Genomic DNA, 23,148 nt, shown 5'->3' on the forward strand with positions numbered 1-23,148 from the left:
CCCATACCTGTTCCAGGGAAACCTCCCATACCCATTCCAGGGAAACCTATAATACGATGAGAATCTAATGTCATGTTTACACCTACTTTTTATAAATATTTCATATTCTTTTACATGCTATGCTTAAAGGAAATAAAAGAGCTTATTCTCATTTGAAATTAGGCAGACTAACTACTGATAAGAGGGTTTTATGTCAATTAGTTGGTGGGACCCCTACTAATAAAAATCCTCTATTGCTATAAAAATAAAGAAAAGACACTGATAAGAGTGTCTTTTCTTTATTTCAAGAGGACCTGCTCAATTAATACTTAAAAACATAAAGTAAAATGAATCCATTAAAACGCACGAATAACTCTTTGTTTTCTCCTCTTATCTAAAGGAGGCATTATTATGGGCTTTGGTGGTAGCTGTGGTGGTAGCTGTGGTGGCTTTGCTGGAGGATTTGCTTTAGTCGTTGTCCTCTTTATATTATTAATCATAGTTGGAGCTGCTTGCTTCTGCTAAAAAACTATCAGAAAAGACACTCATATAAGAGTGTCTTTTCTTTATAAAATTTACATTGAATTAATTAAACTTTATAAATATATATAACAAAATAGAATTGGGTGGAAACCCAGATATATTTGTGCTGCAAGAAAAAGCTTGTGTGGATCAAGTAGGGAGTGGCACTTTTTGGGATTGCAAAGTTTTAAGGACAGATTTAAACTTCGCATAAATCCGTCCTTATAGGGAAAAATATGTAAGGTATTGTGCTGGAAAGCACTTGCCTATTCTAAATAAGGAGTGAGATGAGTGGCTGATAAAAACGAACGTAATCGTGTCGATAATGATGCTGGCGAAGCGGTAGGAACTGGTGTCGGTGCTGTCGCTGGAGCTGCTTTGGGTTCTGTTCTTGGCCCACTTGGTACCGTTGCAGGAGCTGTTGCAGGAGGAGCGATGGGTAACACAGTCGGCGAAGGTGCCGATGAGGCTAATGACAGTGTTGCGAACCGAGAAGATTAGACTTTAACCAAAGTGACACTGAATGAATTGGATTCCCAAAAAGGGAGTCCTTTTTTTATTAAGTTAATTCAGCTTTTTTAGGTAAATTCCCAGTAAAATTGTGAATCAATTCACTTAAAGTAACGGGTGCGTTAGTTCAACAAGCTATAAGCAGCAATCCTAATCATTTTCTTGATCTTCCGCAATCGGGCGCTTTAATGGAGGAAAGATCGCAAAAATGATCAAACTTTATTTCAAAGCTACAGTATTCATTATTTCTGCTATTATAGTCGCATTAACATACATATACCATTCTAATAAATAATACAATCAAACTAGATTAGCAAATCAAGGGAGGCGCCTTAGGGTGTCTTTTCTTTATTTTCAAAAGGACCTGCTCAATTAATGCGTAAAACCATAAAGTAAAATGAATCCTTTAAAATACATGAGTGACTCCTTGTTTTCTCCTCTTATTAAAAGGAGGCATTATTATGGGCTTTGGTGGTAGCTGTGGTGGCTTTGCTGGAGGATTTGCTTTAGTCGTTGTCCTCTTTATATTATTGATCATAGTTGGAGCTGCTTGCTTCTGCTAGAAAAACTATCGGAAAAGACACTCTTATGTGAGTGTCTTTTCTTTATGAAAAAAAATCCCCACACAATGTACAGGGATTCAAGTGTCACTAATACTTTAAAGGTAAAACCCTCATAGTAATACATTCGTCCCCAAAATAATAAAAAGCGAACAAAATGCACACATTTTTCGTTCTGAGGGTATTATTAAGAGATCTTAAGTTGATGAATGTGTGGCGGTACCCCAATAAGGGAATGCAGTATAGATCAGTCTACAAGCATTCCCTTGCTATAAACATGTTATTTTTATAGTTTTTGGTAACAAATCTTAGTATTTTATATGATTTAAAGAGTTTATTTTACGGTTTATAGCAAGTACTTTGTTATTAAGCCTAATTTATTAAAAAAACAGATTTTGTATTGTAAGAGAAATTATATTATCTACCTCATGTATCCAAAACACAATCCCAAATGCAGATATTGTAACTTGTACTTTTTCATTTTTTTTATAATAAATCAAATAAGCATAATTATAAAGAATTCCTGTTACTGTAATACATATTATATAAGTTATCCCAAATGGATGATATAAACCAAACATTAATGCTGCAATTAAAATTATTAATAAATCATGTTCACGAATCCAGGGAATACAGCGAAGAATCCAGAATAAAAAAACTTGGAAAATTAAAGTTTCTACTATAGGAGCTATAATTAAAACTGATACGATTTGAATATATATAGGTTCATTCTGAGAAGGATTACTTTGTACTTCTGGTAAGAATAAAATAAATGGTCTGGTAATTAAATAGCTTAAAATTACCATAACTAATATAAATGATATTGGATGCAAATTCACAAAAAATTGATGTATTTTTTTTATCACTAATTATCTTTCCTTTTCAATTAAAATATAACAATATTTAACACGAATCCTCTTTGTATTTTAAACTATTTATCATTATAAATATATAATTAAAAATACAAAGAGGATTCATACAAACTAATGAATCCTCTTTGTATTATTTAAATATTACCATTTTCCATATGGAGCTCCATGTTTATATCGACTATCTGTTCGACCATAAGTACCATATGTTTTTTCGCGGCAAGAAGCATTATCCCAACACTGTTTTCCAGCTTTGACAATAGGACCAAAAATCCCTCTTGCTCCACCATTTGTTTGAAGTTCTTTTTCATTAAGTTCAGCAAATTTTGTGTTATTTAATTTCATGCTGTAAACCTCCCAATAATATTTTAATATTTAGAAATATATATTTCATAGTTTATTCTAATACAAAATATGTAATTCTAAATATGCAATTTTACATATTTAGAATTTTTTTTATTTTTTTAATTTTAAATTCCTTTTATTTTATATACTGAATTATAGATCGGTATAAAATAGTGAAAGAAGGATTGAATTTGATTAAAAAGTTTAAATGTATTCAACAGCATGATTTAAAAGATTGTGGTCCAGCATGTCTTGCAATGATATCAAGATATTATGGACTTTCTATTTCAATTGCTAAAATCCGTCAAATTGCAGGGACAGATTTAGATGGTACAAATGTACAAGGAATATTGGAAGCTGGAGAAAGACTTGGTTTTGAGGTGAAAGGAGTAAAATCAACAGATCCTACACTTTTAAATGAAATTCCTTTGCCTGCAATTGCTCATATATTAGTAGATGGCGAATTACTACATTATGTAGTAATTCATAAAGTGAAGAATAATAGAGTATATGTTGCAGATCCTGATAGTGGGTCTGTTAAATATAAATTGGAAAACTTTTTAAAAGTTTGGACAGGGATTTTAATCTTGATGAGTCCAAAACAAAATTTTGAGAAGGCAGAAGTATCTAAAGGGGGCTTTTCTCGTTTTTTGTCTTTATTGAAGCTGCAGACTAATTTGTTATTTCCAATTTTTATTGCTTCTATATTTTTTAATCTGTTTGGTTTTGCGGGAGCATTTTATTTTAAATTGTTAATTGATGATATAGTTGTAAATCAATTAATACAAACGCTTCATATTGTTTCTATAGGAATTATCGTTTTGTATATTTTTAAAATTTTGCTCTCTTATTTTAGAACGCATTTGATTTTGTATTTGAGTAGACGTATAGATATTCAGTTAATGCTTGGATACTATCGTCATGTAGTTGGTTTGCCGCTGCATTTTTTTGAAACAAGAAAAGTTGGAGAGATTATTTCGCGGTTTATGGATGCTGGCAAAATACGAGATGCATTATCAACGATAACTGTTACATTAATGATTGATACAGTAATGGTAATGTTAGGAGCAGTGTTGTTATATGTGCATAGCTCGATTTTATTTGGGGTTACATTGCTATTAATTCCTTTTTATATAGGTATTATTTGGGGATTTCATAAACCTTATCAAAAGATTAATCGTAAAGAGATGGAGAGTAATGCTAAATTAACATCTTATTTGGTGGAATCTTTAAATGGTATTGCAACTGTAAAATCATATAATGCTGAAAAAGAGGTCTTTTTTCAAACAGAAAGTCGTTTTGTTAATCTTTTGAGATATGTTTTTAAAAGTGGAATGTTAGCTAATTTACAAAGTTCTATTAAGATGGGGCTTGAATTAATTGGTGGGACAATTATTTTATGGGTTGGTGCAATGGAAGTGTTAAAAGGGAACCTGACAATTGGGGAATTAATTTCTTATAATGCGCTTTTGGTTTATTTTTTGAATCCAATTGAAAATTTAATAGGAATTCAGCCTACAATGCAATCTGCATTAATTGCGGGAGAACGTTTAAATGAAATTTTTGATTTAGATTTAGAACAAAATGAAAAAGAATATAATAAAGTTTCTCCTAAAAAGTTATCTGGAAAAATTGAATGTATGGATGCTACATTTCGTTATGGGACACGTAAGAATGTATTAAATAATATAAGTTTTTCTATTGATCCAGGTAGTCAAGTTGCGTTTGTTGGGGAAAGTGGTTCTGGAAAAACTACTATTTCCAAATTGTTAATGAATTATTATGATCTTAATCAAGGCGATATATATTATGATGATTATCAAATTAAAGAGATAAATAGAGTAGCATTGAGGAATCGTATTGCATATGTTTCACAAGAATCCTTTTTCTTTAGTGGATCTATTTATGAAAACTTGATATTTGGATTGAATCGTTTAGTTTCATTAGAAGAAGTTATTCAAGTATGTAAGCAAGTTTGTGCTCATGATTTTATTAGTGAATTACCATTACGTTATGAGACGATTTTAGAAGAAAATGCTTCAAATTTATCTGGAGGACAAAGACAAAGATTAGCTATCGTAAGGGCATTGTTAAAGAAACCAGATATTTTAATTTTAGATGAAGCCACTAGTAATTTAGATTCTACAACAGAAAAATTAATTACAGATATGCTAAAAGAATTAGGCTTACTAGGAATAACGGTAATTATGATTGCGCATAGATTAAGTACCATTCAGCATGCAAATAAAATTTTTGTAATGAAAAATGGAACTATTATAGAACAAGGTTCTCACGAAGAATTATTATTTATGAAAAATGAATATTATCGTCTTTGGAAGAATCAAACGATTCATGTAGAACATATAGAAGAAAAAGCTTATGTAATGAGAGGTGGTCAATATGAATAAGATTTATTCTTTTGATCAATTAACGGATAGTGTAGAACTGTTAGAAAGAAAGCCACCTCGTTTTATTATGGGATTGTTATGTTTTTTATTTATGAGTCTATTAGTTTTTATGATTTGGGCATATATAGGAAAAGTAGATATTGTGAGTAAAGGTACTGCAATGATACAAGGTAAATCTGATATAAGCGTATCCAGAACACAAATTGGGGGAATTGTGGATACTGTTGCTGTTAGATCAGGTGATGAGGTGAAAAAAGGGGACATTTTGATTCAATTAAAGAATCAGGAATTAATGGATAAACAGAGTCAATTGGACCAAATTATTAAACATTTAGAAAAGAAAAAAGGAATGTTAGAACAATTAAAACAGAGTATTCAAGTTCATAAATCACTCTTTTTTGATGATACAGATAAAAAAATTATAGAAGAATATAAATCATATGAACAAACTTATCAATCTTTACAAAATGAAAAAGATAATGAGATAAAAGTTATAGATAACAATAAAGTCATGGTTGAGCAAGATGAAGTATTACAAGGTTTAATTATAGATAAAGAAAATATACAAAAAGAAATAAATTCCGTTAAAAAACAAAAAGAGGCTGTGTTAGATGATTATAAACAATCTCTGAATGATAAGGTAGAATCTTTAGATTCTCAACGAAATGGTATTGAAAAACGAATTCAATTAAGAAAAGAGACTTTACAAAATGAAGGAAAAAAGATTGATATTTCCAAAGAAGGAAAGCAAGAAGAAAAGAAAAATGCTTTAAATCAATATAAAGAAAGTACTATTGTTTTAGTTAATCAGCGAATTGAACCTTTAGAGCAAGAAATCTTTATAAAAAAGCAAGAGTTGGATGTATTACATAATCAAAATGAAATGACAAGTATAAGGGCGCAAAGGGATGGGGTTGTACAATTCCCCTCTGCTATGCAAAAAGGGGATCTAGTTGATCCTGGTCAAGAGGTAGTTTCAATTATTCCTAAGGATAATGAGAAAAAGATTAGAATTTTATTACCGGCTCAAGATATAAAAGGCATTAAAAAAGGGGATAAAGTACAATATTCGTTTAAACTAAAGAAATCTGATAAACAAACAGGAATAGTAACTTATTTATCAGCACATCCTATTTTTGATAAGGATTCTAAAGGGTATGTGTATGAATTAGAAGCAACAATTGATATACAAGATTCACATGAGTTGTATACAGGAATGGTAGGTAGAGCTTCTGTAATAATTGGAGAAGAACAAGTTTGGAAATTTATATTAAAGAAATTCGATTTTATTTCTAATTAATATTGAAAGAGGCCAATCTTTATTATTTAAAAGGTTGGTCTCTTTTATTTTTCACTAAAATTGATAGTTCAAATATAAAATGTATCAAGTATGTTATCTTTTTCTTCTTTTAAAATACATGAGTGACCCCGTGTTTTCCCCTCCTATCTAAAGGAGGAACTATTATGGGCTTTGGTGGTAGTTGTGGCGGCTTTACTGGAGGATTTGCTTTAGTAGTTGTATTATTTATTTTATTAATCATAGTTGGAGCTGCTTGCTTCTGCTAAAAAACTATCAACCTCAACAAAGACAAGACCACTCCCCTGTCATCGCAAAATGCTCTCGCCAATCTTCAACATTTTTTGTCCCGCCGCACTGATCCATGAAAATTTTCTTGTAGTGAAATAACTACTCCCTCAAAAACATGATTAAAATTTATTGTTTTACAGAGAGAGCTTCATAATTTAAATATTTTCTCAATAAACCCCCAAATATTGTTATAATGGGACGTTATGTTAACCCCACATATATACTATATACATTCAAAATTGAATTTAAGTAGGCTACTAGGCATACATCCAATCTAATCTTTGACCCTGAGCATAAAATTAGTTATAAGTCTAATTTCAATAAGGAGTGAACCTCGAATCATGGTATATATACGACAAATGCCACTCTATGCCCAGAGCCCTTGGGGTCTTCAAAATTGTATATTTCGATTCACGTATCTGTGGCTTAGAAACGAAGACAATTTCTGGTTTTTTTTGACGACTGTTGGGCACGAAAGAGTTTATGGCTATAGGTTTTTCGGCGGGAGATGGAATCATTATTCGGTTGCTATAAACGATATTGTTTCCTTCCATTGTTCTCCTCCGGCTCCAACTCTATATTAAAACACTATGCCTGACCTTCGTAATCTGAACTAACCCATTAGATTTCCATCCTGAACATAAAGTGTAGAACTTCTGAGAACAAGAATTATGTGGACACGAAAGTCCCCCAGTTAAATAATCTGGAGGACTTTTAATAGTCTTCTAAATACATTGAATCCCGATAATGAAACGTTACGTTAATATTACATATATGTAATATAAATCCAATTTTTATAACAAATCGCTTCTCCCGAATGATACAATCAAGGAAGAGGAGGATTATTATGAAGAAACATCGTTTTAGAAATCTATTTTTATGTTTTACAGCTCTTTTAATGTTACCTGCTTGTCAAAAGTACAACAGTAAGTTAGAACAGTGGGGTAGCACTGTTGACACTGTTGATACAGCTAAACTGAAAAGAAATAACATTCCGTATGAAATAAAAGATGGTAAAGTATATATTCCCGAAGATGCCTTTAGTGATGCTACATACTGTTGTACATAAGCAGTATTATAAGCCCCTTTCTAAACAGGAGGAGAGGTTTGCTTTTACTTCCGCTTTCGAGAATTATGTAAATGAGCTCCCCATATGGGAAGCTCATTGTATTTTTTGCCTAGCGTGGGTGGATTCCGAAATGCTGGCGGTACTCCGATCTAGTCGGGGGAAGGCACCTTAGGCTGTCTTTTCTTTTTTTAAAAGGACCTGCTCAATCCATGCGTAAAAACATAAGATAAAACGAACCTGTTAAAATCAGATGAACGACCCCATGTTTTATCCTCTTATCTAAAGGAGGAGCTATTATGGGATTTGGTGGTAGTTGTGGCGGCTGTGGATTTTCTGGAGGATTTGCTTTATTAGTTGTATTGTTTATTTTACTAATCATCGTTGGAGCAGCTTGCTTCTGCTAAAAAACTATTAGAAAAGGTCCGCCTATTTCCGTAGGCGGGCCTTTTCTTTATTACACAATACGAAAGTATGCTCTCTTTCTCCTTTCAAATCATGATAATTTATTTCCAATCCGTATCCTTCTCCTTAATTATTTTTAAGAAGATGCATTTACAAATTCAAAAAAATCCCCTCAAAGCATCAGCTTTAAAGGGATCTCTCCTATCATCTTCTCTCTTCATACAACCTATTTGCTTTATATGAGAAAACTAAATACATACCAATTGCAACGGGGATAAACAAACATGCAATGCCTCTCATTAATGCGAATGGCGTTTCAAATAAAAATGATCCTAAAAATGCCGCGCCTTGCTTATCCCATAGTCCTGGCGTCAAGTATAGTTCTTTCGGATTTACAAGTGCTTCTAAATTAATCATATTAGTAAACATAAATAGGATTAACATCGGAATAGAGCATATCGCTAATTCTAGAAATGTTTTAGATAGACGCTTATACTTCCCTGCTCGTGACGCTTGATCCGAAAAAATGTCATCTTCACTTTCCTCATTTATCTTTTTAAAATATTGCGTGCCTGACCACCTATTACCAGCTATATGCTTCCAGCCACTATCCTCAAATAACGTACAATAATTAACGAAATCACTTCGTCTACTAAATATTCTATGATCTATTTTAATTGTCGCATCCTCAGGTTCTGCGATTCTAAATTTATAACCAAATGTATTACTTTCTAGTTGATAGCCTTTCCAAGCCATCTCTTCTAACCATTTTTCCTCTTTCTCAAAATCAACGAAAAACTTCAATCTCCACATCATCGCTTCCCCCTAACTATACATTTAATAAGCTTTTTGTAACCCCAATAATGTGCTGCATTCTCATAAAGTCTAAATGTAATACTTCTTTCCCTCGTTCAGTAATGACATAGACTTTTCTTCGTTTATCTTCACTTTTTACCGATTCTATTAATTGTTGCTTTAATAAATTTTCAACCGCACCATACAGTGTGCCCGCTGCGATTTTCACTTGATGATTACTAAGTTCCTCCACCTTTTGCATAATTAAATACCCATGCGCTGGCTCTAATAAAGCTAAAAGAACGTAATACGTTGTCTCCGTTAATGGTAAATTTTTATCTCGATTCATAAAGACCTCCAATGTAACGATAAATATATAGCCAAACTATATAGTTCAACTGTATAGTTTCATTTTATACAGTTGAACTGTATATGTCAAATGCAGGAATAACTCTATAATCCATAACAAAAACGCTACCTTTTTAAAAGATAGCGTTTTTGTATTACCCTTGCTTATTCTTCGCCTTCATTTGCTCTTCATAAACAAACTTTGTAGTCATAAAATCGTTAGGAAAATATTAACATACATATCAGTTTCTGAGCTTTTATTAAAAACAACTTTTACATCTTTCTTTTCCATGAACTGCTTCCTAAACTATCCTTTTTCAACAATAAAAAGAAGAGCTGTCCATAAGTCGGTTTCACCAACTTATGACACAGCTCCTCTTAGTTTCACCTTATTCTATCGATGAATCCAAACCGCACCTGCAGACTTGTCTTCAGCTTGACCTACTACTTCAAACTTTAATCCTAGTTTCGGTAACTTACGTCCTGCATCTGGAATCGCGCTGTTGATGTACTGCTTAGAGTCATCAAATTTTGCAACCCCTGGTAAGCCTTTATAGTCAAAGATACCGCGAGTTGGCGAGTCTACTCTCCATGCTGGCGTTTGATCAAATGAGAATGCCGCATCAGCAATTTGATAACGCGTACTGCTCTTCACAGTCGGTTGTCCATTTAATGTTCCTACAATTGCCTCTGGATGAGAATCTACTACTCCTAAGAATCCTTCACCTGGATGAACACCTACCCAGTTATCTGTAAAGCTTTGATCCGCATACCATACAACCATTCCTGTATTAAATACTGGTCCACGCGCATGTTGTAATGCCGTGTCAGAACCAGCGTAATTTCTCCACTCTACATAGTAGTTATGTTTTTTCTGTTCAAATCCGTTAGATACAGTAAATCCTTTTAACGTCATTGCTGGCTGTCCTTCTGCATCATCTGAGAAAACAACTTTGCCATCTACAGTTAATGCAGCATTATCTAACGCAAATCCTTTATAAGCTACTGCAATATCTGTTAAATACTCAAATTGCAGTTTTACTTTTTTCCCTTTGAATTGGCTTAAATCGTATGATTTATCAACCCACTTACCATCAGTTGTATCCGCGCCGGCTTTTACATCTTTTTCGCCCATTCTATCAATGCGTGTCTTCGTTCCATCTTCTGCGATTGCATATACGTCAAGGAAATCATACTTCGCTTCAAGTTCGTAGAATGCCTTATAATCGAACTTAGCATCTTTTGCATTTGTTAAGTCAAATACTGGTGTCTCAAGTGTTGTATGAATGTCATTTCCTTTTGTACTGTAATAGAACTTCTTACCAAATGCCGCTTCGATATTTTTGATATCTTTGTCTGGTAAGTTAACACGAATGATTCCTGGTCGTTTTGATTTTGTAACACTTTGATCTAAATATGTTGCAACACCAACTCCCGTGCGAAGTTTGTCGTAGTCTACCTCAACAATATTCGCCCAGTTACCATTCATATTCTTTTGGAAAAACTCTTTATTTTGTGGTGAGAAACTTGTTGGCTCTGTTCCTGCAATTTTTCCAGCCCAGCTGCCGCCACTCATAAGAGACCATGACTCAATAGGTTCACCTTGTCCAGAGTACTTTGTATCATACTCATCTGGTAAGCCTAAATCATGACCATACTCATGCGCAAACACACCAACCGCTCCGTCCTCAGGCTCGATTGTATAATCATATGCAGCCATCTTTCCGCCCCAATTTGAAACAGATGATTTTGTGCCATCAATCGCATATGGTTTTGATCCAAGTTTTGAACGATGAGACCAAATCGCATCATCTTTCAATTTACCGCCACCAGCTTCTTGGCCAACGCCAGCATGTACAACCATTAAATGGTCAATAATGCCATCTGGCTCATTTTTATTTCCATCACCATCTTGATCGTATTGATCAAATTGATCATAATCTGCTAAATTAATCCCTTTTGCTACCGCTGCTTTTAATGCTTCTTTCACAAAATCACGTGGCCCTAAAGGACCCTTGTTATCATGGCCAGTACCTGCATCCGCACCATAGTCTGAAGCTTTTCCTGGAACAGTAAGCCATTCCGTTACAGTTCCATCAACTGTGTAGCTCCCACCAGATTGCTCTTCATAATATTGTTTAAATGTGTTAATCTTCGACCCATCAAATAACGCAAATGGTTCATCACCAAATAACATTTTTTGATAATGTTCACGATTAAAGTCCTTAGAATACATGTATCCTGACTCTTGATCAATATTGTTATGCTTAAAATCGCTAAATTCTACGAGTAAAACAAGTACTTTATCTTTTCGAACAGCTCCATTGTAATCAGCTTGCTTCGCTGGTGTAGTAGGTACTTTTCCATTTAATTTCCCTGGATTCAATCCTGCACCTTGTCCAGCTACTGGTCCTGCTGCTGGCTGCTGCGCCTGTTCATTTTCATTCATTTTTGCATCTTTTACTTTTTTCATAAAATCAGAAGCTTCTTGCGTAAGACTATCTCCTGTCAAGGTTTCTTTCCCAGGGTTTTCCCCTTTCTTTTTCTCAACATATTTTTCGACAGCCTTTGAAGTCTCAGCTTGTGATGCAGATTGATCAATTACTCCCCGTTGTTTTAACGCTTCTGCCAAACGCTCCTCTGGTATTAAATGCTCGTCTATTGGTAGAGATGATGGCGTATCAGCATACGCTGCATGGCTTCCAAAAGCAAAACTACTACTTAGTACTGCCGCTGTTGCTAATACTGATAAAGGTTTGAACTTCTTATTCTTTTTCAATGTATTTCCTCCCCAGTTTCTGCGAATTATTGTTTTTTTTGCCGATAGCAATATAATATTCGTTATAATACGAATATTCAATCTTTTTCAACAAATAAAATGTTGAGAAATATTTTTTTGCGCAGGGTGGGATGCGTAAAATAGCAATAAAATATAACATACAGCTGGAACTTTATAATTAGAAGAAACAATATTGGTAGTCCAATAATTTAAATGTTTTTTATCACTCAAAAAGAAATAACCTGTAAAGTCTCTTCTTAATTTAGGCATAGTAATCAAAAGAGCGAAAAGTAACGTTAGTAGAAATAGCGATTCGACACCCACACTTAATTTCGAAAGACCAAACCCAAGAAACTTGTCGCCATAAAGAAAGAGACTGGACATAACTCTAAGTCCAGTCAATATCTAAACCAATATTCTTTTATTAAAAACTTCATTTCTATTTACTAATCTCCTACATTTACTCCAACTCTAGTCGCTGTATCTATTTATTGTTATCGCTATACATATTGCATCCATAAAAATAAGCATTAATAAGCTATAGCGCTATGTTTCTTCTATGGCTTATTTTCCCTGGGCTAATACCTTCATGAATTCCCTTTTCTACTTGCTGCTGCAATTAAAAAATAAAATTGTAGAAATCGCCTTTGACTTAAGCATACATTACTGGGTAAAGGATTTAAGTCTTTTGATAAGTTGAGGGTAGAAACCATAGATGCAGCTATAGATCCAAAAAATAAGCAATCACTTAATTTATTGAGAAAGTTAGGAATTAAGGAGAATGCAAAGAATATGGTAGTTAGAACGTAACCAATCAGGAAAAGCAAGTACAAAATAAAGGAACGATTTTAGAAAGGATCGGCCTTATGAACTTAAGAAAAAGGAAAGGGATTTTTGAAATTATATATTGGATTAATAACAAAAAAACGCTAAATACGGTTTGTAAATCTTTTCACCAGAATCTTTTCCGTACTCTCTATTGATTCACTGCTTTTGCTACAAGATCAGCATATGCTTCTGCACCTGCTTTCGTTAAATGTACACCATCTGGTTCAAAGTATTCCTGATGTCCAGCACTTGCTGCATACCAATCGACTAACACCACATTTTTGTAAGCTGATGCTGCTTCTTTTAGCTTCTCATTCACCAACGATTCCCACGGACGTGGTACTCTCGTATTAATTAATATAATTTTACGTTCATCCCCAATCACTTTTATTAATGATGCTAATTGCTCCTTAGTAAAGGCTCCATTTGTACCTAATCCAATAATGACATGATTTCCTAAATTCCCCTCATTCTTTAGCTGTTCCACAACAGGAATTGCTTTGGACATTTGCCGCCCTATTTCCGCATCAATCCTAATATTAGGAAAAGTATTTTTTAAATACGGAGCAATATCAATCATGATTGAATCTCCTACAGCAGTAACTGTTAGAGGGTCTTTAGGCTCTTCTTTTTGTTCTTCTTTATTTTGAGGTGGTTCATTAGCTGGTTCATCCCGAACTGCAACGGGATGTTTAGCCTGCTCTTCTTGCACTGCTTCCACCTTATCTTTTGAAGGATTATCCTTTGCTTTACTAGCTGTTGTTAATCCAAAAGTAGCTATCGAAGAAATAAATACTGCACATACTAAAGCTAACTTAACACTTACAGTTAAGTTTCTTATTTTCAAGTTCTTAATCCGAATATTCTTCAATGCGCCTTTTCGTATTGGATTTTCAATAAACTTCCACGAAAGTTGTGCAATAACTATAATTAGGAGAAATTGAAGAATTGCTCTTGTAATCGAAAACTCTCCAGCATTTACCGTCGGAGTCGTCAATGTAATAATCGGATAATGCCAAAGATATATTCCATATGATCGCACACCCATCCAACGCAGTGGTCTAAACTTCAAAAACAGTGTGATTCTGCTAGCCGGATGCGCAAGGTTAGCGATTAACAAGGCTGTAGCAATTGATAAAAGGACCATTCCCCCACGGTATAGAAACGGCTCATATTGATTCGTCTTCCAAAACATAATGAGAATGATACTAAGAGCAACTCCCCCAACAATATCAAGAATAAGACGCGCCTTCGGAATAATTTTATTCGCAAGTCTACTGCTTGGCCAAAGTAAAGCAAGTGCCGCTCCAATTAATAAAGAAAAAGCCCGTGTATCAGTACCGTAATAAATTCTACTTGGGTCAGAGCCTGGTTCATATAGAATTGCCATTAATAAAGCAGATGCAATTGCTCCTAGACAAATAAATAAGATCATGCGTGATTGTTTTTTTATGTAATAAAATCCTAAACTAATGACGAACGGCCAAACCACATAAAATTGTTCCTCAACAGCTAACGACCAAAAATGATTTAGCGGAGAAGGCTGACCAAAGCTATCAAAATAAGATACTTTATGATAAATATACCACCAGTTACTAACATAAAATAACGCCGCTAATGAATCTCCACGCATTTTTTCAAGTAAAGAGCTATGAAAAATCGTAATCCATGCCAACGTTATAACGAGCATAACAAACATTGCTGGAAGCAATCTCCTTGCCCTACTAAGCCAGAATTTCTTCAAATCAATTCTCTTATTTCTCTTCCACTCCATCGCTAGAATATCTGTAATTAAATAACCTGAGAGTACAAAAAATACAGTAACCCCTAAAAATCCTCCAGGCATCCAATTAAAATTAATATGATACAAAATAACACCTAGTATAGCTAGGCCCCTTAAACTGTCTAATCCCACCATATAACGACTATTTTTTTTAAAAGGTTTAGTCACCTACAATCACCTCTATTTCTTGGAAATCAGGTAAATACTAGCGGTATAACATGCTATTAATTTCCTAAAATCGTATCAGCTAAACTATTAAAAGCATCATTTGGGAAGGCTCTTTTTTTATAATTACACGCACAATAATTAATACTTTATCACTTTATCTGTTTCTGGTGTGAAAATTTTTAAACTAGTTTTTTTGTTCATCCCCCCGACAAAGGGAAATATGCTTAATTAATTAAAAATTACACCTTATGAAACAATCTCTTCATCCCACTCAAAGCACTTCATAAGGTAGCCAAAAATAATAAACACCACCTTTTGAAGTGCTTTCTATCAATTGGTCAGTTTTTCAAAAACACAATTAAACAACCTGAATCCATATAAATATAGAACTCAGGTTGCTTAGTTACGCTGTTAAATACTGTCTACTTGACAGGGGTCAATGCACTTAGGATCACTCATTTATTTTGATAATATCCTAGTTTATTATTTTAGCTGGATGTAAACTGAAAAACAATCTCTCGCTAACTAATTTCATAGTATTATATTTTTGAACGGTTTACACAAATTATTACTGCTATAAAACAACTTAAATTTATAATTATTCCTAATATAGAACCATACTTTAGATTAATTATATATGCATTTAAGGGAGATATCAGATAAATCGCATAAAAAATAGCAATGACTTGATAAGCTAATTTATATTTATTTTTTAACATAATGTTGAGAGCCGTTGGAATAATCCCATTTTCAGAAACTGGAACTCGAAACACTCCAGTAGATTTATAAGCCATATAATCACATCCTTTCAAAATAAAATATATTAGATGCAAAAAACGATCAGTTTGATAGGGCCAAATTATATGATTAATATATCTATAATAACCCTCGGTATTACTAAGCCAATGTTTTAAAAGATTAACAAATATCGCGGGAACCAATCGAATGTATATTAAAAGTAAAAAGAATAAGTTGTCTAAAAAATTTCCTATTTTGAGCCAATAATGAGACATTATGTTAATCTTATATGTATAGTTGCACAAAATTGAGAAACTTAAGGAGACAGATAAATTTTATGAGGAAATTATCTATATTACTTACTTTTATTCTAGTATTGGTCAGTGTTACGGCTGCTTGCACACAAGATAAAACAGATAGTGCCATTGAAAATGGTCCAATAGAAGAACCAACCGCAAAAAATGAAAATGAAGAATTAATAAATTTTGAAGAAAAAGAAGATATGAGCCGCTTAGAACAAGGTATTTTATTAATTGGTGAGAGTGTTAAGGGAGGCTATTACTTGACCTCCGTTCAAAGTGCATATTTAAATGACAGCAACGATTCCGTCATTGTTAATGTCTCTGTAAAAAATGTACGAGGTCAAACGATTGGACTATCAGAATTAAAATATAACTTAAAAAATGAAAAAGACGGAAAGGCCTATAAAGGAAAGGTGCTTGATCAAAACCCTTCTGATATACAAGTTAAACCAAATGAAACGGTAGAATTGAAAATAGCTTTTGAAGTACCAGGTACCGCAGATGAATATATGTTTTATATTGAAAGCTCTTTAGACCCTCTAGAAACATACTGGAAAATTGATAAGCTGCAATCACAAAAAAACTAAGTCTAAAATACAATTTGATTGAAGAAATCTCTCAAATAAGCAAAAAGTACCGGGAAAATTTGATATAGATACAAATGAATAATATATAAACATAAGACCATCGATTTAATGAATCGTTGGTCTTTTTCAAAAAATTCTCCATTAAAAACTAAAAGATAAAAAAGAACTACTCTCTAGAAGAGATTAGCTCAATATATGCATGTTGAGAAATATTAAGTTTAGCTTTAAAATAAGGTTTTATCAAAAATAGTAACAAACTCATATTTTACAGAGAGAGCATCGAAAGAAGTCGTCTACATATAATCAACTATATAAAAGTCCCTCCACCTTAAGGCAGAGGGAATCTTCTAATTCCTATCTCAAACTACCCGCAATCTCCGTAAAGATAACCCCAAGCGCATGTGCACCTGCATCTGGATATCCTAAACTTCTTTCGCCAACTGTACCAGCGCGGCCCATGCGAGCTACGATTTCTTTCGTATACGCTGCGCCTTTAACGGCTGCTTCTGCACCTTTTTCAAAGGCAGTTTTTACGTCTACTTCGTTTGAAGCGCTATCAATCCAAGAATCTACACATGGAGCAAGTGCGTCAACAAGTGTTTTATCACCAACTACCGCTCCTCTTCCGAACGACCTTTCACCAATAGATTGTATGCCTTGCAGTGCCGCTTGCAACATTTCAGCGAATTCTTTCACTGTTAGCTCACGTTTTTCACCTGCTGCTTTACTAGCTGCGCGGAATGCACCGCCCCAAATTGGACCAGAAGCGCCGCCGCAATGTTCCATAATAATCATCGAACAACCATCAAGGAATGATCCAATCGTTACATTCTCTTGATCTACAATAGAATGCCACTCACGTTTTAATTGCTTAAATCCTTTTGCCACACTCATTCCGAAATCGCCGTCACCTGCATGTGTATCTAGCTCACAGAACGGTACTTCATTTTTAATAATAATGTCGCTCATTTTATCAACGAGATAGATCATATTGTTTAATGTAATGACATTATCTTTAATCACAGCGTGCTCTTCCGCTGTTTCTATTTCAAAGGAAACTTCCTTCTCTTCTGCCTCTTCAAGCACATTCACGTACTCTACACTTCCAACTGGTCCATCTACTTTAAACGCTGGTGTATTACACTCTTTCGATAGTAATGTTTTTAGCTCATCATCTAACTTCATTACTGTTAAAGACATACCAGCCATATCGATACTCGTCATATAATTACCGACGAATACTCTATTAATTTTAATGTTTCTAGCAGCTAGCTCTCTCGTAACTGCGTTGTTAAATAAGTAAAGTTCTTGCAGTGGTGTGCCGCCAAAACCGTTTACAAGAAGCGCGATTTCCTCACCATCTTTTACTCCTAAATCTTTTAGTAAATCATTTGTCATACGGTTCGCTAATTCATCTGCTGACATCGTTTTTTCACGCTTAATACCTGGTTCACCGTGAATACCGACGCCGTATTCCATTTCATCTTCCGCAAGTGTGAAAGTAGGTGATCCGCTCGCTGGAACTGTACAAGAAGTTAACGCTAAACCGATTGTTCGCACGTTAGCCGCTGCTTTTTCCGCGATAGCTTTCACCGCTCCTAAATCCATACCTGCTTCCGCTGCTGCACCGGCGATTTTATGCACTAAAATAACGCCCGCAACGCCGCGGCGTCCTACTGTATATAGACTATCTTCTACCGCAATATCATCATCCACTTTTACGTAGTCTACTTCAATTCCATCTTCCGTCGCTAAATGCGCACCGTTTTTGAAATTCATAATATCGCCGCTGTAATTTTTAATAATTAATAACGTACCTTTTTTACTAGCTGTCTCTTTAATCGCTTGATATACCTGAATTTGTGAAGGTGAAGCAAACACATCTCCGCACACTGCCGCATCTAACATTCCTTTTCCGACTAATCCTGCATGTGCTGGCTCATGACCACTACCGCCGCCACTAATTAACGTTACTTTATTTTCGTTCATTTCTTTCTTCTTAATCACTTTATATTTTTTCAAAAGCTCAAGCTCTGGGTGAGCCATAACCATTCCGTTGCACATTTCCATTACTAATGTTTCTGGTTTGTTTATAATCTTTTTCATTGTGCTTCTCCCTCAATTCCTTTAATATATTGTGATATATTTGAAATCTTCTTCTTACTACTCATATTATTAATGAATAAAGCAATAACTACAATAACTACGGAACCAACTAAAACTGGTGTTACTAAATAACTCCAACTGTTTGCCCCTAAAATAACGATAATTGGATCGGCCCCTGCCCGAGGATGTGTTGTTCTCGTTAACATCATAACAGCTATTGCCATCCCCATGGCTAAAGCATCTCATCCACATTTTAAAGAATCTACATATACCTTCTTCCCTTAAAATCACCAAAACCCATTTACAAATCTATAAAAGTAGATATAATATCCTTATGGAACCTTTATTAATTTATAAAGCATTGTCAAATGAAACAAGATGTCAAATTTTATCATGGTTGAAAAATCCAGAAAACTATTTCGATGAAAAACCTTATCTAGAGCAAGACCTTAACTTTCAAGTTGGAGTGTGTGTAGGAGATATCCAGGTTAAAACTGGCTTAGCCCAATCGGTTATTTCTAGTTATTTATTAACTATGAAAAAGGCAGGGCTACTAGACTCTGACCGAATTGGAAAATGGACATACTATCGTCGAAATGAAAACACAATACGAGAGTTTTCTGAATACGTTCAAAACGAATTATAAAGTGAAAGCTAATAATCAACCTACCAATTGATTATTAGCTTTCACGCATTCTGCTTTTTACAGATGTCCAATACATCTTTAACAAAACTTCACTACCTATAAAAGCAAGAAACATAGAAAGGAGAATTTTTTTTAGTATATCATATCTAGTTATTTAGATATCTGTTATTGTATTTTAAATTACATAACCTTAATAATATTGACATCTGATCATACTCGCAATAATGCTCATTTCTTTGTTAATGAATCGATTTTACTTTCAAAATAATGATACGAATGGAGAGTTTTATAAATGAAAAAAGTAAATCCTTTACTTATTCTGACACTCGCAATTGGTGTGTTCGGAATTATTACTACCGAGATGGGTATTGTCGGTGTATTACCACAAATCACTCAGAAATTCGGCATTTCAACTGCACAGGCAGGATTTTTAGTAAGTATATTTGCACTAGTTGTTGCTATTTCTGGCCCGTTTTTAATTCTGCTCGTCTCTGGGATTAATCGCAAAATAATTTTATTAACAGCAACCTTCACATTTGTTATTTCAAATATAATCTACGCTTATACAACACAATTTGAAATCATGCTTATTTTTCGTATTTTACCGGCAGCACTTCATCCACTCTTCTTTTCAATCGCTCTTGTAACAGCTGCTAAACTTGTCCCGCCAGAAAAGAGCGGTCAAGCAGTTACAAAAGTTTTCATGGGTATTACTGTTGGATTTGCTCTAGGTGTACCATTAACCTCTTACCTTGCAGACCAGTTTTCACTGGAAATTGCTTTCTTATTCGGAGCGCTTGTTAACGCCCTTGCATTCATTGGAATATTAATCTTTCTTCCTTCTATGCCTGTTACAGAAAAAATGTCCTTCGGCAAACAAATTCGTATACTCGGTAAACCAGGGTTATGGTTAAATATTTTAACCGTCACATTCCTTTTTGCAGCCATGTTTTCTGTATACAGCTATTTCGCCGAGTACCTTGCAAAAGTAACTTCCATGAATGGATCTCTCATCAGTATTATGCTATTCATATTTGGTATAGTTATGATTTTAGGTAATCATTTATTTGGCAGTCTCCTGCAAAAAAGCACAGTAAATACCGTAATAGCATTCCCTATTCTATATTCTATTGTTTACATATTGGTTTATTATTTAGGTTCCTACCTTGTTCCAATGATTTTTATGGTATTCATTTGGGGAATCATACATGCTGGTGGATTAATTGTTGGTCAAACATGGTTAATAAGCGAAGCTAAAGAAGCACCTGAATTTGGTAATAGTCTATTCGTTTCATTCTCAAATCTCGGAATTACTCTAGGAACAACTATTGGAGGCTGGTTCATTTCAAACTTAGGTATTCACCAGCTTATTTGGAGCGGATTTATATTCACACTACTTTCATTTCTATTAATTATAATAAAACTAAAATTTTTCAATTCTAATAGCCAAGCTTCATTATCAAGTTAGTACATTTTCAATTCCAAACTTGATAAAAAAACATTATAAATCCTTCTATATATAAAATACAGGTTCTTTTTCTTATAAGATTTTATAAACTAAAAAGTATAATACGCAAAGCCTTTAACTATAATTACGACTAAAGGCTTTTTTGTATATAAAAATAAATCTAAAAGGAGCTAATTTTATGGAACATAATCAAAATGGAATACTTGCTTTAGTTGTGTTATTTTTAGGATTAGTGTTTTTTGTTAGTGGAATGGTTTATCATTTATGGGGTTCTTTTTAATTTCAACTTTTAGACAAATAAATCATTCAAAAACTAAAACGTGTATTGTAATGATTGATATGGAATATTTCCAAAAACAACAAAACATAGATTTTAATTTTATTTCTCAATGAATAAAACAACTTAACATGGTAAAATAATATTTGGATGGGAGTCCAATACATATTATTAAAATTAAGATGGTTCAAGTCGGAGAAAGGCACCTTAGGGTGTCTTTTCTTTATTTTCAAAAGGACCTGCTCAATGATTGCGTAAAAAACATAAAGTAATTTGAATCCGTTAAAATACATGAGTGACCCTTTGTTTTCCCCTCTTATTAAAAGGAGGAACTATTATGGGATTTGGTGGTAGTTGTAGTAGTTGTGGCGGCGGCTTTGCTTTATTAGTTGTATTGTTTATTTTACTGATCATTGTTGGAGCTTCTTGCTTCTGCTAAAAAACTATTGGAAAAGACACTCTTATATGGGTGTCTTTTCTTTGTAATAAAAGGCTCTCTATAAAGGAAAGTTTTTAGGTTTATACATTCAAGTCATCCAAATTAGTTATTTACGCAGCACTTTATTTCTTCGCATCTCTCATACTGTAATATCCTAAATTAATAATAATTAAGAAATACCCACTCATAATTCCAGCTGCAAATGTCCACATGAAGTTATGGTGTTCAATTTCATACATAATAATCGCGCCTAGTACTGCAGCTGCGAACCGATTTATCATTCCAAGCATCGGTGCTTTTTCTTTTTTTACAATACTATCTCCGAACTTTTCAATACGCCTTCCTAAAATCCAGGCGCAGTACATACTAACTAAAAGGCCAATGCTTATCCCTACAAACTGGGCTGAAAAAGGTGTCATCAACCATCCTAATAACATCACGCCTAGCAAGTAATACATTTGTATGCTGAATGATCTTAGTGCCATATGAATCATGTTATACTCCTTTATCTTTCTCATTATATTTACGTATCATCAATCCCATCTCTCAGACTCCAAATTTTCCGATATATCTTTTTTAAAATGAGGGAATTTGATTCTGCTCACCATTAAATAAGCCAATACGCATGTGCCAAACGCCACGGAAACTGGATTATTCAAAAAGCATAAAATGAGGAGACACATTGCCGCAAATGGAATGGGCATGCCTATGAATGTCGGGAGCTTGCTTTGCTGCGTATTAAATCTCGCAAGCCGAAGCATGCCGCAAACGCTGTAAGCAAGCGCACATAACATCCCGATAGACTGCAAATCTTTTAACGCGATACTATATGCAAGAATAGACGGTGCCACACCAAAGGTCACTAAATCCGCAAATGAGTCTAACTCTCCGCCAATTTCCGAAACAGAATCCAGTTTTCGAGCGACCATGCCATCAAAAAAATCAAATAACATACCTGAAATAATAAAAACTGCTCCTAAATATATATCGTGAGCGAAAATAGCGTAAATAGCCAAAAGTCCACATACAAAATTCGCTATCGTAATCATATTTGGTATGTAACTCATCACATGCTTCTCCTCCTTTCTATTAATTGCTTCATCAAAATTTTTACTCATTAGAATCAAGATCCTTCTGTTTTTCTTCCAATATAACTTTATTTATTTTCGTTAACGTATCAGTCATTTGCTCTAAAGCACCGATATCGATTTTAGAAAAATACTTCTCAATTAATACATCATCTAACTCAGACAACCGTTCTATATACTTACTACCATTTGGACCAAGTGTAAGGAAATACTCCCTTTTATTGTTAGGATTAACTTGTTTTGAAATCATCTTCTGTTTTTCCAATTTCGATAAAACTTGGCTCACAGCACTTTTTGATATATTAAAAGTAGTCGCAATGTGATTTGCTGTCGTGTTTTCATTTAAATTAATATGAAATAGCATACTCTCTTGCTGTCCTGTAAGACCGAACTCATCCTTTAAATCCTGAAATAGTAAAATGTAAAATTCAGTGTAGGCTCGATTCATTTCATTAATTACTTCTTTATACGTTCTAGCCATAGCTTTTTTCCTCCATGCTGTTATTTCGGTTTAGATAGTTAAGTTCACTTAACTTAACTATAT

At 33.9% G+C, this 23,148-nt stretch carries 23 protein-coding genes and 1 pseudogene; 12 read left to right on the plus strand and 12 right to left on the minus strand.

Features of this window, described 5'->3' with window-relative positions; all coding sequences use genetic code 11:
* Nucleotides 1-390: 390 nt before the first annotated feature.
* The 3 genes from COI75_RS01550 (at nt 391) to COI75_RS01560 (ending at nt 1,574) form a co-directional block, all read left to right on the plus strand.
* Nucleotides 391-504 carry a YjcZ family sporulation protein gene (locus COI75_RS01550; protein WP_098448180.1) on the plus strand — a complete coding sequence of 38 codons (114 nt, stop codon included), beginning with the start codon at nt 391-393 and terminating at the stop codon, nt 502-504.
* A gap of 288 nt (nt 505-792) precedes the next feature.
* A complete protein-coding gene (locus COI75_RS01555) occupies nt 793-1,002 on the plus strand; it encodes a glycine zipper domain-containing protein (protein ID WP_000764045.1) in 210 nt (69 codons plus the stop codon).
* Between the two features lie 470 nt (nt 1,003-1,472).
* Entirely contained in the window at nt 1,473-1,574 is a 102-nt protein-coding gene (locus tag COI75_RS01560; RefSeq protein ID WP_000505675.1) for a YjcZ family sporulation protein, read from the plus strand.
* Between the two features lie 377 nt (nt 1,575-1,951).
* Here the strand turns inward: COI75_RS01560 and COI75_RS01565 are convergent, their stop codons facing one another.
* Both COI75_RS01565 and COI75_RS01570 read right to left on the minus strand, forming a co-directional pair.
* The gene (locus tag COI75_RS01565; RefSeq protein ID WP_000591801.1) at nt 1,952-2,437 is read right to left on the minus strand and encodes a CPBP family intramembrane glutamic endopeptidase; all 486 of its coding nucleotides are present in this window, start codon (nt 2,435-2,437) and stop codon (nt 1,952-1,954) included.
* 147 nt (nt 2,438-2,584) lie between these two features.
* Complete coding sequence (locus tag COI75_RS01570) at nt 2,585-2,785, minus strand: hypothetical protein (RefSeq protein ID WP_000773911.1); 201 nt, start codon at nt 2,783-2,785, stop codon at nt 2,585-2,587.
* Nucleotides 2,786-2,976: 191 nt separating this feature from the next.
* Between COI75_RS01570 and COI75_RS01575 the strand changes: the two genes are divergently transcribed.
* The 5 genes from COI75_RS01575 to COI75_RS01605 all read left to right on the plus strand — a co-directional run bounded on the left by COI75_RS01575 (nt 2,977) and on the right by COI75_RS01605 (nt 8,254).
* Nucleotides 2,977-5,193 carry a peptidase domain-containing ABC transporter gene (locus COI75_RS01575; RefSeq protein WP_000591614.1) on the plus strand — a complete coding sequence of 739 codons (2,217 nt, stop codon included), beginning with the start codon at nt 2,977-2,979 and terminating at the stop codon, nt 5,191-5,193.
* Complete coding sequence (locus tag COI75_RS01580; protein WP_001034070.1) at nt 5,186-6,493, plus strand: HlyD family secretion protein; 1,308 nt, start codon at nt 5,186-5,188, stop codon at nt 6,491-6,493. The genes COI75_RS01575 and COI75_RS01580 overlap by 8 nt, the downstream gene beginning before the upstream one ends.
* 164 nt (nt 6,494-6,657) lie before the next feature.
* A complete protein-coding gene (locus COI75_RS01585) occupies nt 6,658-6,759 on the plus strand; it encodes a YjcZ family sporulation protein (RefSeq protein WP_000505676.1) in 102 nt (33 codons plus the stop codon).
* 869 nt (nt 6,760-7,628) lie between these two features.
* The gene (locus COI75_RS01595; RefSeq protein WP_000716604.1) at nt 7,629-7,850 is read left to right on the plus strand and encodes a hypothetical protein; all 222 of its coding nucleotides are present in this window, start codon (nt 7,629-7,631) and stop codon (nt 7,848-7,850) included.
* Between the two features lie 296 nt (nt 7,851-8,146).
* Entirely contained in the window at nt 8,147-8,254 is a 108-nt protein-coding gene (locus COI75_RS01605; protein WP_000505672.1) for a YjcZ family sporulation protein, read from the plus strand.
* Between the two features lie 202 nt (nt 8,255-8,456).
* On the opposite strand, the gene COI75_RS01610 is transcribed toward COI75_RS01605, so the two are convergent.
* From COI75_RS01610 to COI75_RS01630, 5 genes are all read right to left on the minus strand, one after another.
* Nucleotides 8,457-9,068, minus strand: a complete 612-nt coding sequence (locus COI75_RS01610) for a DUF2812 domain-containing protein (RefSeq protein WP_002095871.1) — start codon at nt 9,066-9,068, stop codon at nt 8,457-8,459.
* A gap of 13 nt (nt 9,069-9,081) precedes the next feature.
* On the minus strand, nt 9,082-9,396 hold the full coding sequence (locus tag COI75_RS01615; protein ID WP_001078071.1) for a PadR family transcriptional regulator: 315 nt from the start codon (nt 9,394-9,396) through the stop codon (nt 9,082-9,084).
* Nucleotides 9,397-9,789: 393 nt separating this feature from the next.
* Nucleotides 9,790-12,174, minus strand: coding sequence for an immune inhibitor A domain-containing protein (locus tag COI75_RS01620; protein WP_098448181.1), 2,385 nt, complete (start codon nt 12,172-12,174; stop codon nt 9,790-9,792).
* Nucleotides 12,175-13,150: 976 nt separating this feature from the next.
* Nucleotides 13,151-14,953 (minus strand): acyltransferase family protein, encoded by a 1,803-nt coding sequence (locus COI75_RS01625; protein WP_000165419.1) that lies wholly within the window; start codon nt 14,951-14,953, stop codon nt 13,151-13,153.
* A gap of 539 nt (nt 14,954-15,492) precedes the next feature.
* Nucleotides 15,493-15,747 (minus strand): hypothetical protein, encoded by a 255-nt coding sequence (locus COI75_RS01630; RefSeq protein WP_000323640.1) that lies wholly within the window; start codon nt 15,745-15,747, stop codon nt 15,493-15,495.
* A 281-nt stretch (nt 15,748-16,028) separates the two neighbouring features.
* Here COI75_RS01630 and COI75_RS01635 point away from each other — a divergent pair, with 281 nt between their 5' ends.
* Nucleotides 16,029-16,580 carry a DUF4352 domain-containing protein gene (locus COI75_RS01635; protein ID WP_001228899.1) on the plus strand — a complete coding sequence of 184 codons (552 nt, stop codon included), beginning with the start codon at nt 16,029-16,031 and terminating at the stop codon, nt 16,578-16,580.
* A 354-nt stretch (nt 16,581-16,934) separates the two neighbouring features.
* Here the strand turns inward: COI75_RS01635 and dhaK are convergent, their stop codons facing one another.
* A complete protein-coding gene (gene dhaK / locus COI75_RS01640; protein WP_098448182.1) occupies nt 16,935-18,686 on the minus strand; it encodes a dihydroxyacetone kinase subunit DhaK in 1,752 nt (583 codons plus the stop codon).
* Nucleotides 18,683-18,925 (minus strand): annotated as a pseudogene (locus COI75_RS01645) (HPP family protein); the annotation flags it as partial. The gene dhaK and the pseudogene COI75_RS01645, both read right to left, overlap by 4 nt.
* A 95-nt stretch (nt 18,926-19,020) precedes the next feature.
* On the opposite strand from COI75_RS01645, the gene COI75_RS01650 reads away from it, so the two are divergent.
* The 3 genes from COI75_RS01650 to COI75_RS01665 all read left to right on the plus strand — a co-directional run bounded on the left by COI75_RS01650 (nt 19,021) and on the right by COI75_RS01665 (nt 21,516).
* Entirely contained in the window at nt 19,021-19,332 is a 312-nt protein-coding gene (locus COI75_RS01650) for an ArsR/SmtB family transcription factor (protein ID WP_000433543.1), read from the plus strand.
* A gap of 292 nt (nt 19,333-19,624) precedes the next feature.
* On the plus strand, nt 19,625-20,800 hold the full coding sequence (locus tag COI75_RS01655) for an MFS transporter (RefSeq protein WP_000757560.1): 1,176 nt from the start codon (nt 19,625-19,627) through the stop codon (nt 20,798-20,800).
* Nucleotides 20,801-21,414: 614 nt separating this feature from the next.
* Complete coding sequence (locus tag COI75_RS01665; protein ID WP_000505688.1) at nt 21,415-21,516, plus strand: YjcZ family sporulation protein; 102 nt, start codon at nt 21,415-21,417, stop codon at nt 21,514-21,516.
* Nucleotides 21,517-21,638: 122 nt separating this feature from the next.
* Here the strand turns inward: COI75_RS01665 and COI75_RS01670 are convergent, their stop codons facing one another.
* From COI75_RS01670 to COI75_RS01680, 3 genes are read right to left on the minus strand one after another with little or no spacing between them, the layout of a single operon-like run.
* Nucleotides 21,639-22,010, minus strand: coding sequence for an ATP synthase subunit I (locus tag COI75_RS01670; protein WP_000581620.1), 372 nt, complete (start codon nt 22,008-22,010; stop codon nt 21,639-21,641).
* 39 nt (nt 22,011-22,049) lie between these two features.
* Entirely contained in the window at nt 22,050-22,634 is a 585-nt protein-coding gene (gene pssA / locus COI75_RS01675) for a CDP-diacylglycerol--serine O-phosphatidyltransferase (protein ID WP_000041725.1), read from the minus strand.
* Nucleotides 22,627-23,085: a MarR family winged helix-turn-helix transcriptional regulator gene (locus tag COI75_RS01680; RefSeq protein WP_000124774.1), complete on the minus strand. Its 459-nt coding sequence runs from the start codon at nt 23,083-23,085 to the stop codon at nt 22,627-22,629. Before COI75_RS01680 ends, pssA begins: the two co-directional genes overlap by 8 nt.
* Nucleotides 23,086-23,148 lie beyond the last annotated feature (63 nt).

Origin of the sequence: Bacillus cereus, from assembly GCF_002564555.1 — a bacterium.
GTDB lineage: Bacteria > Bacillota > Bacilli > Bacillales > Bacillaceae_G > Bacillus_A > Bacillus_A cereus_K.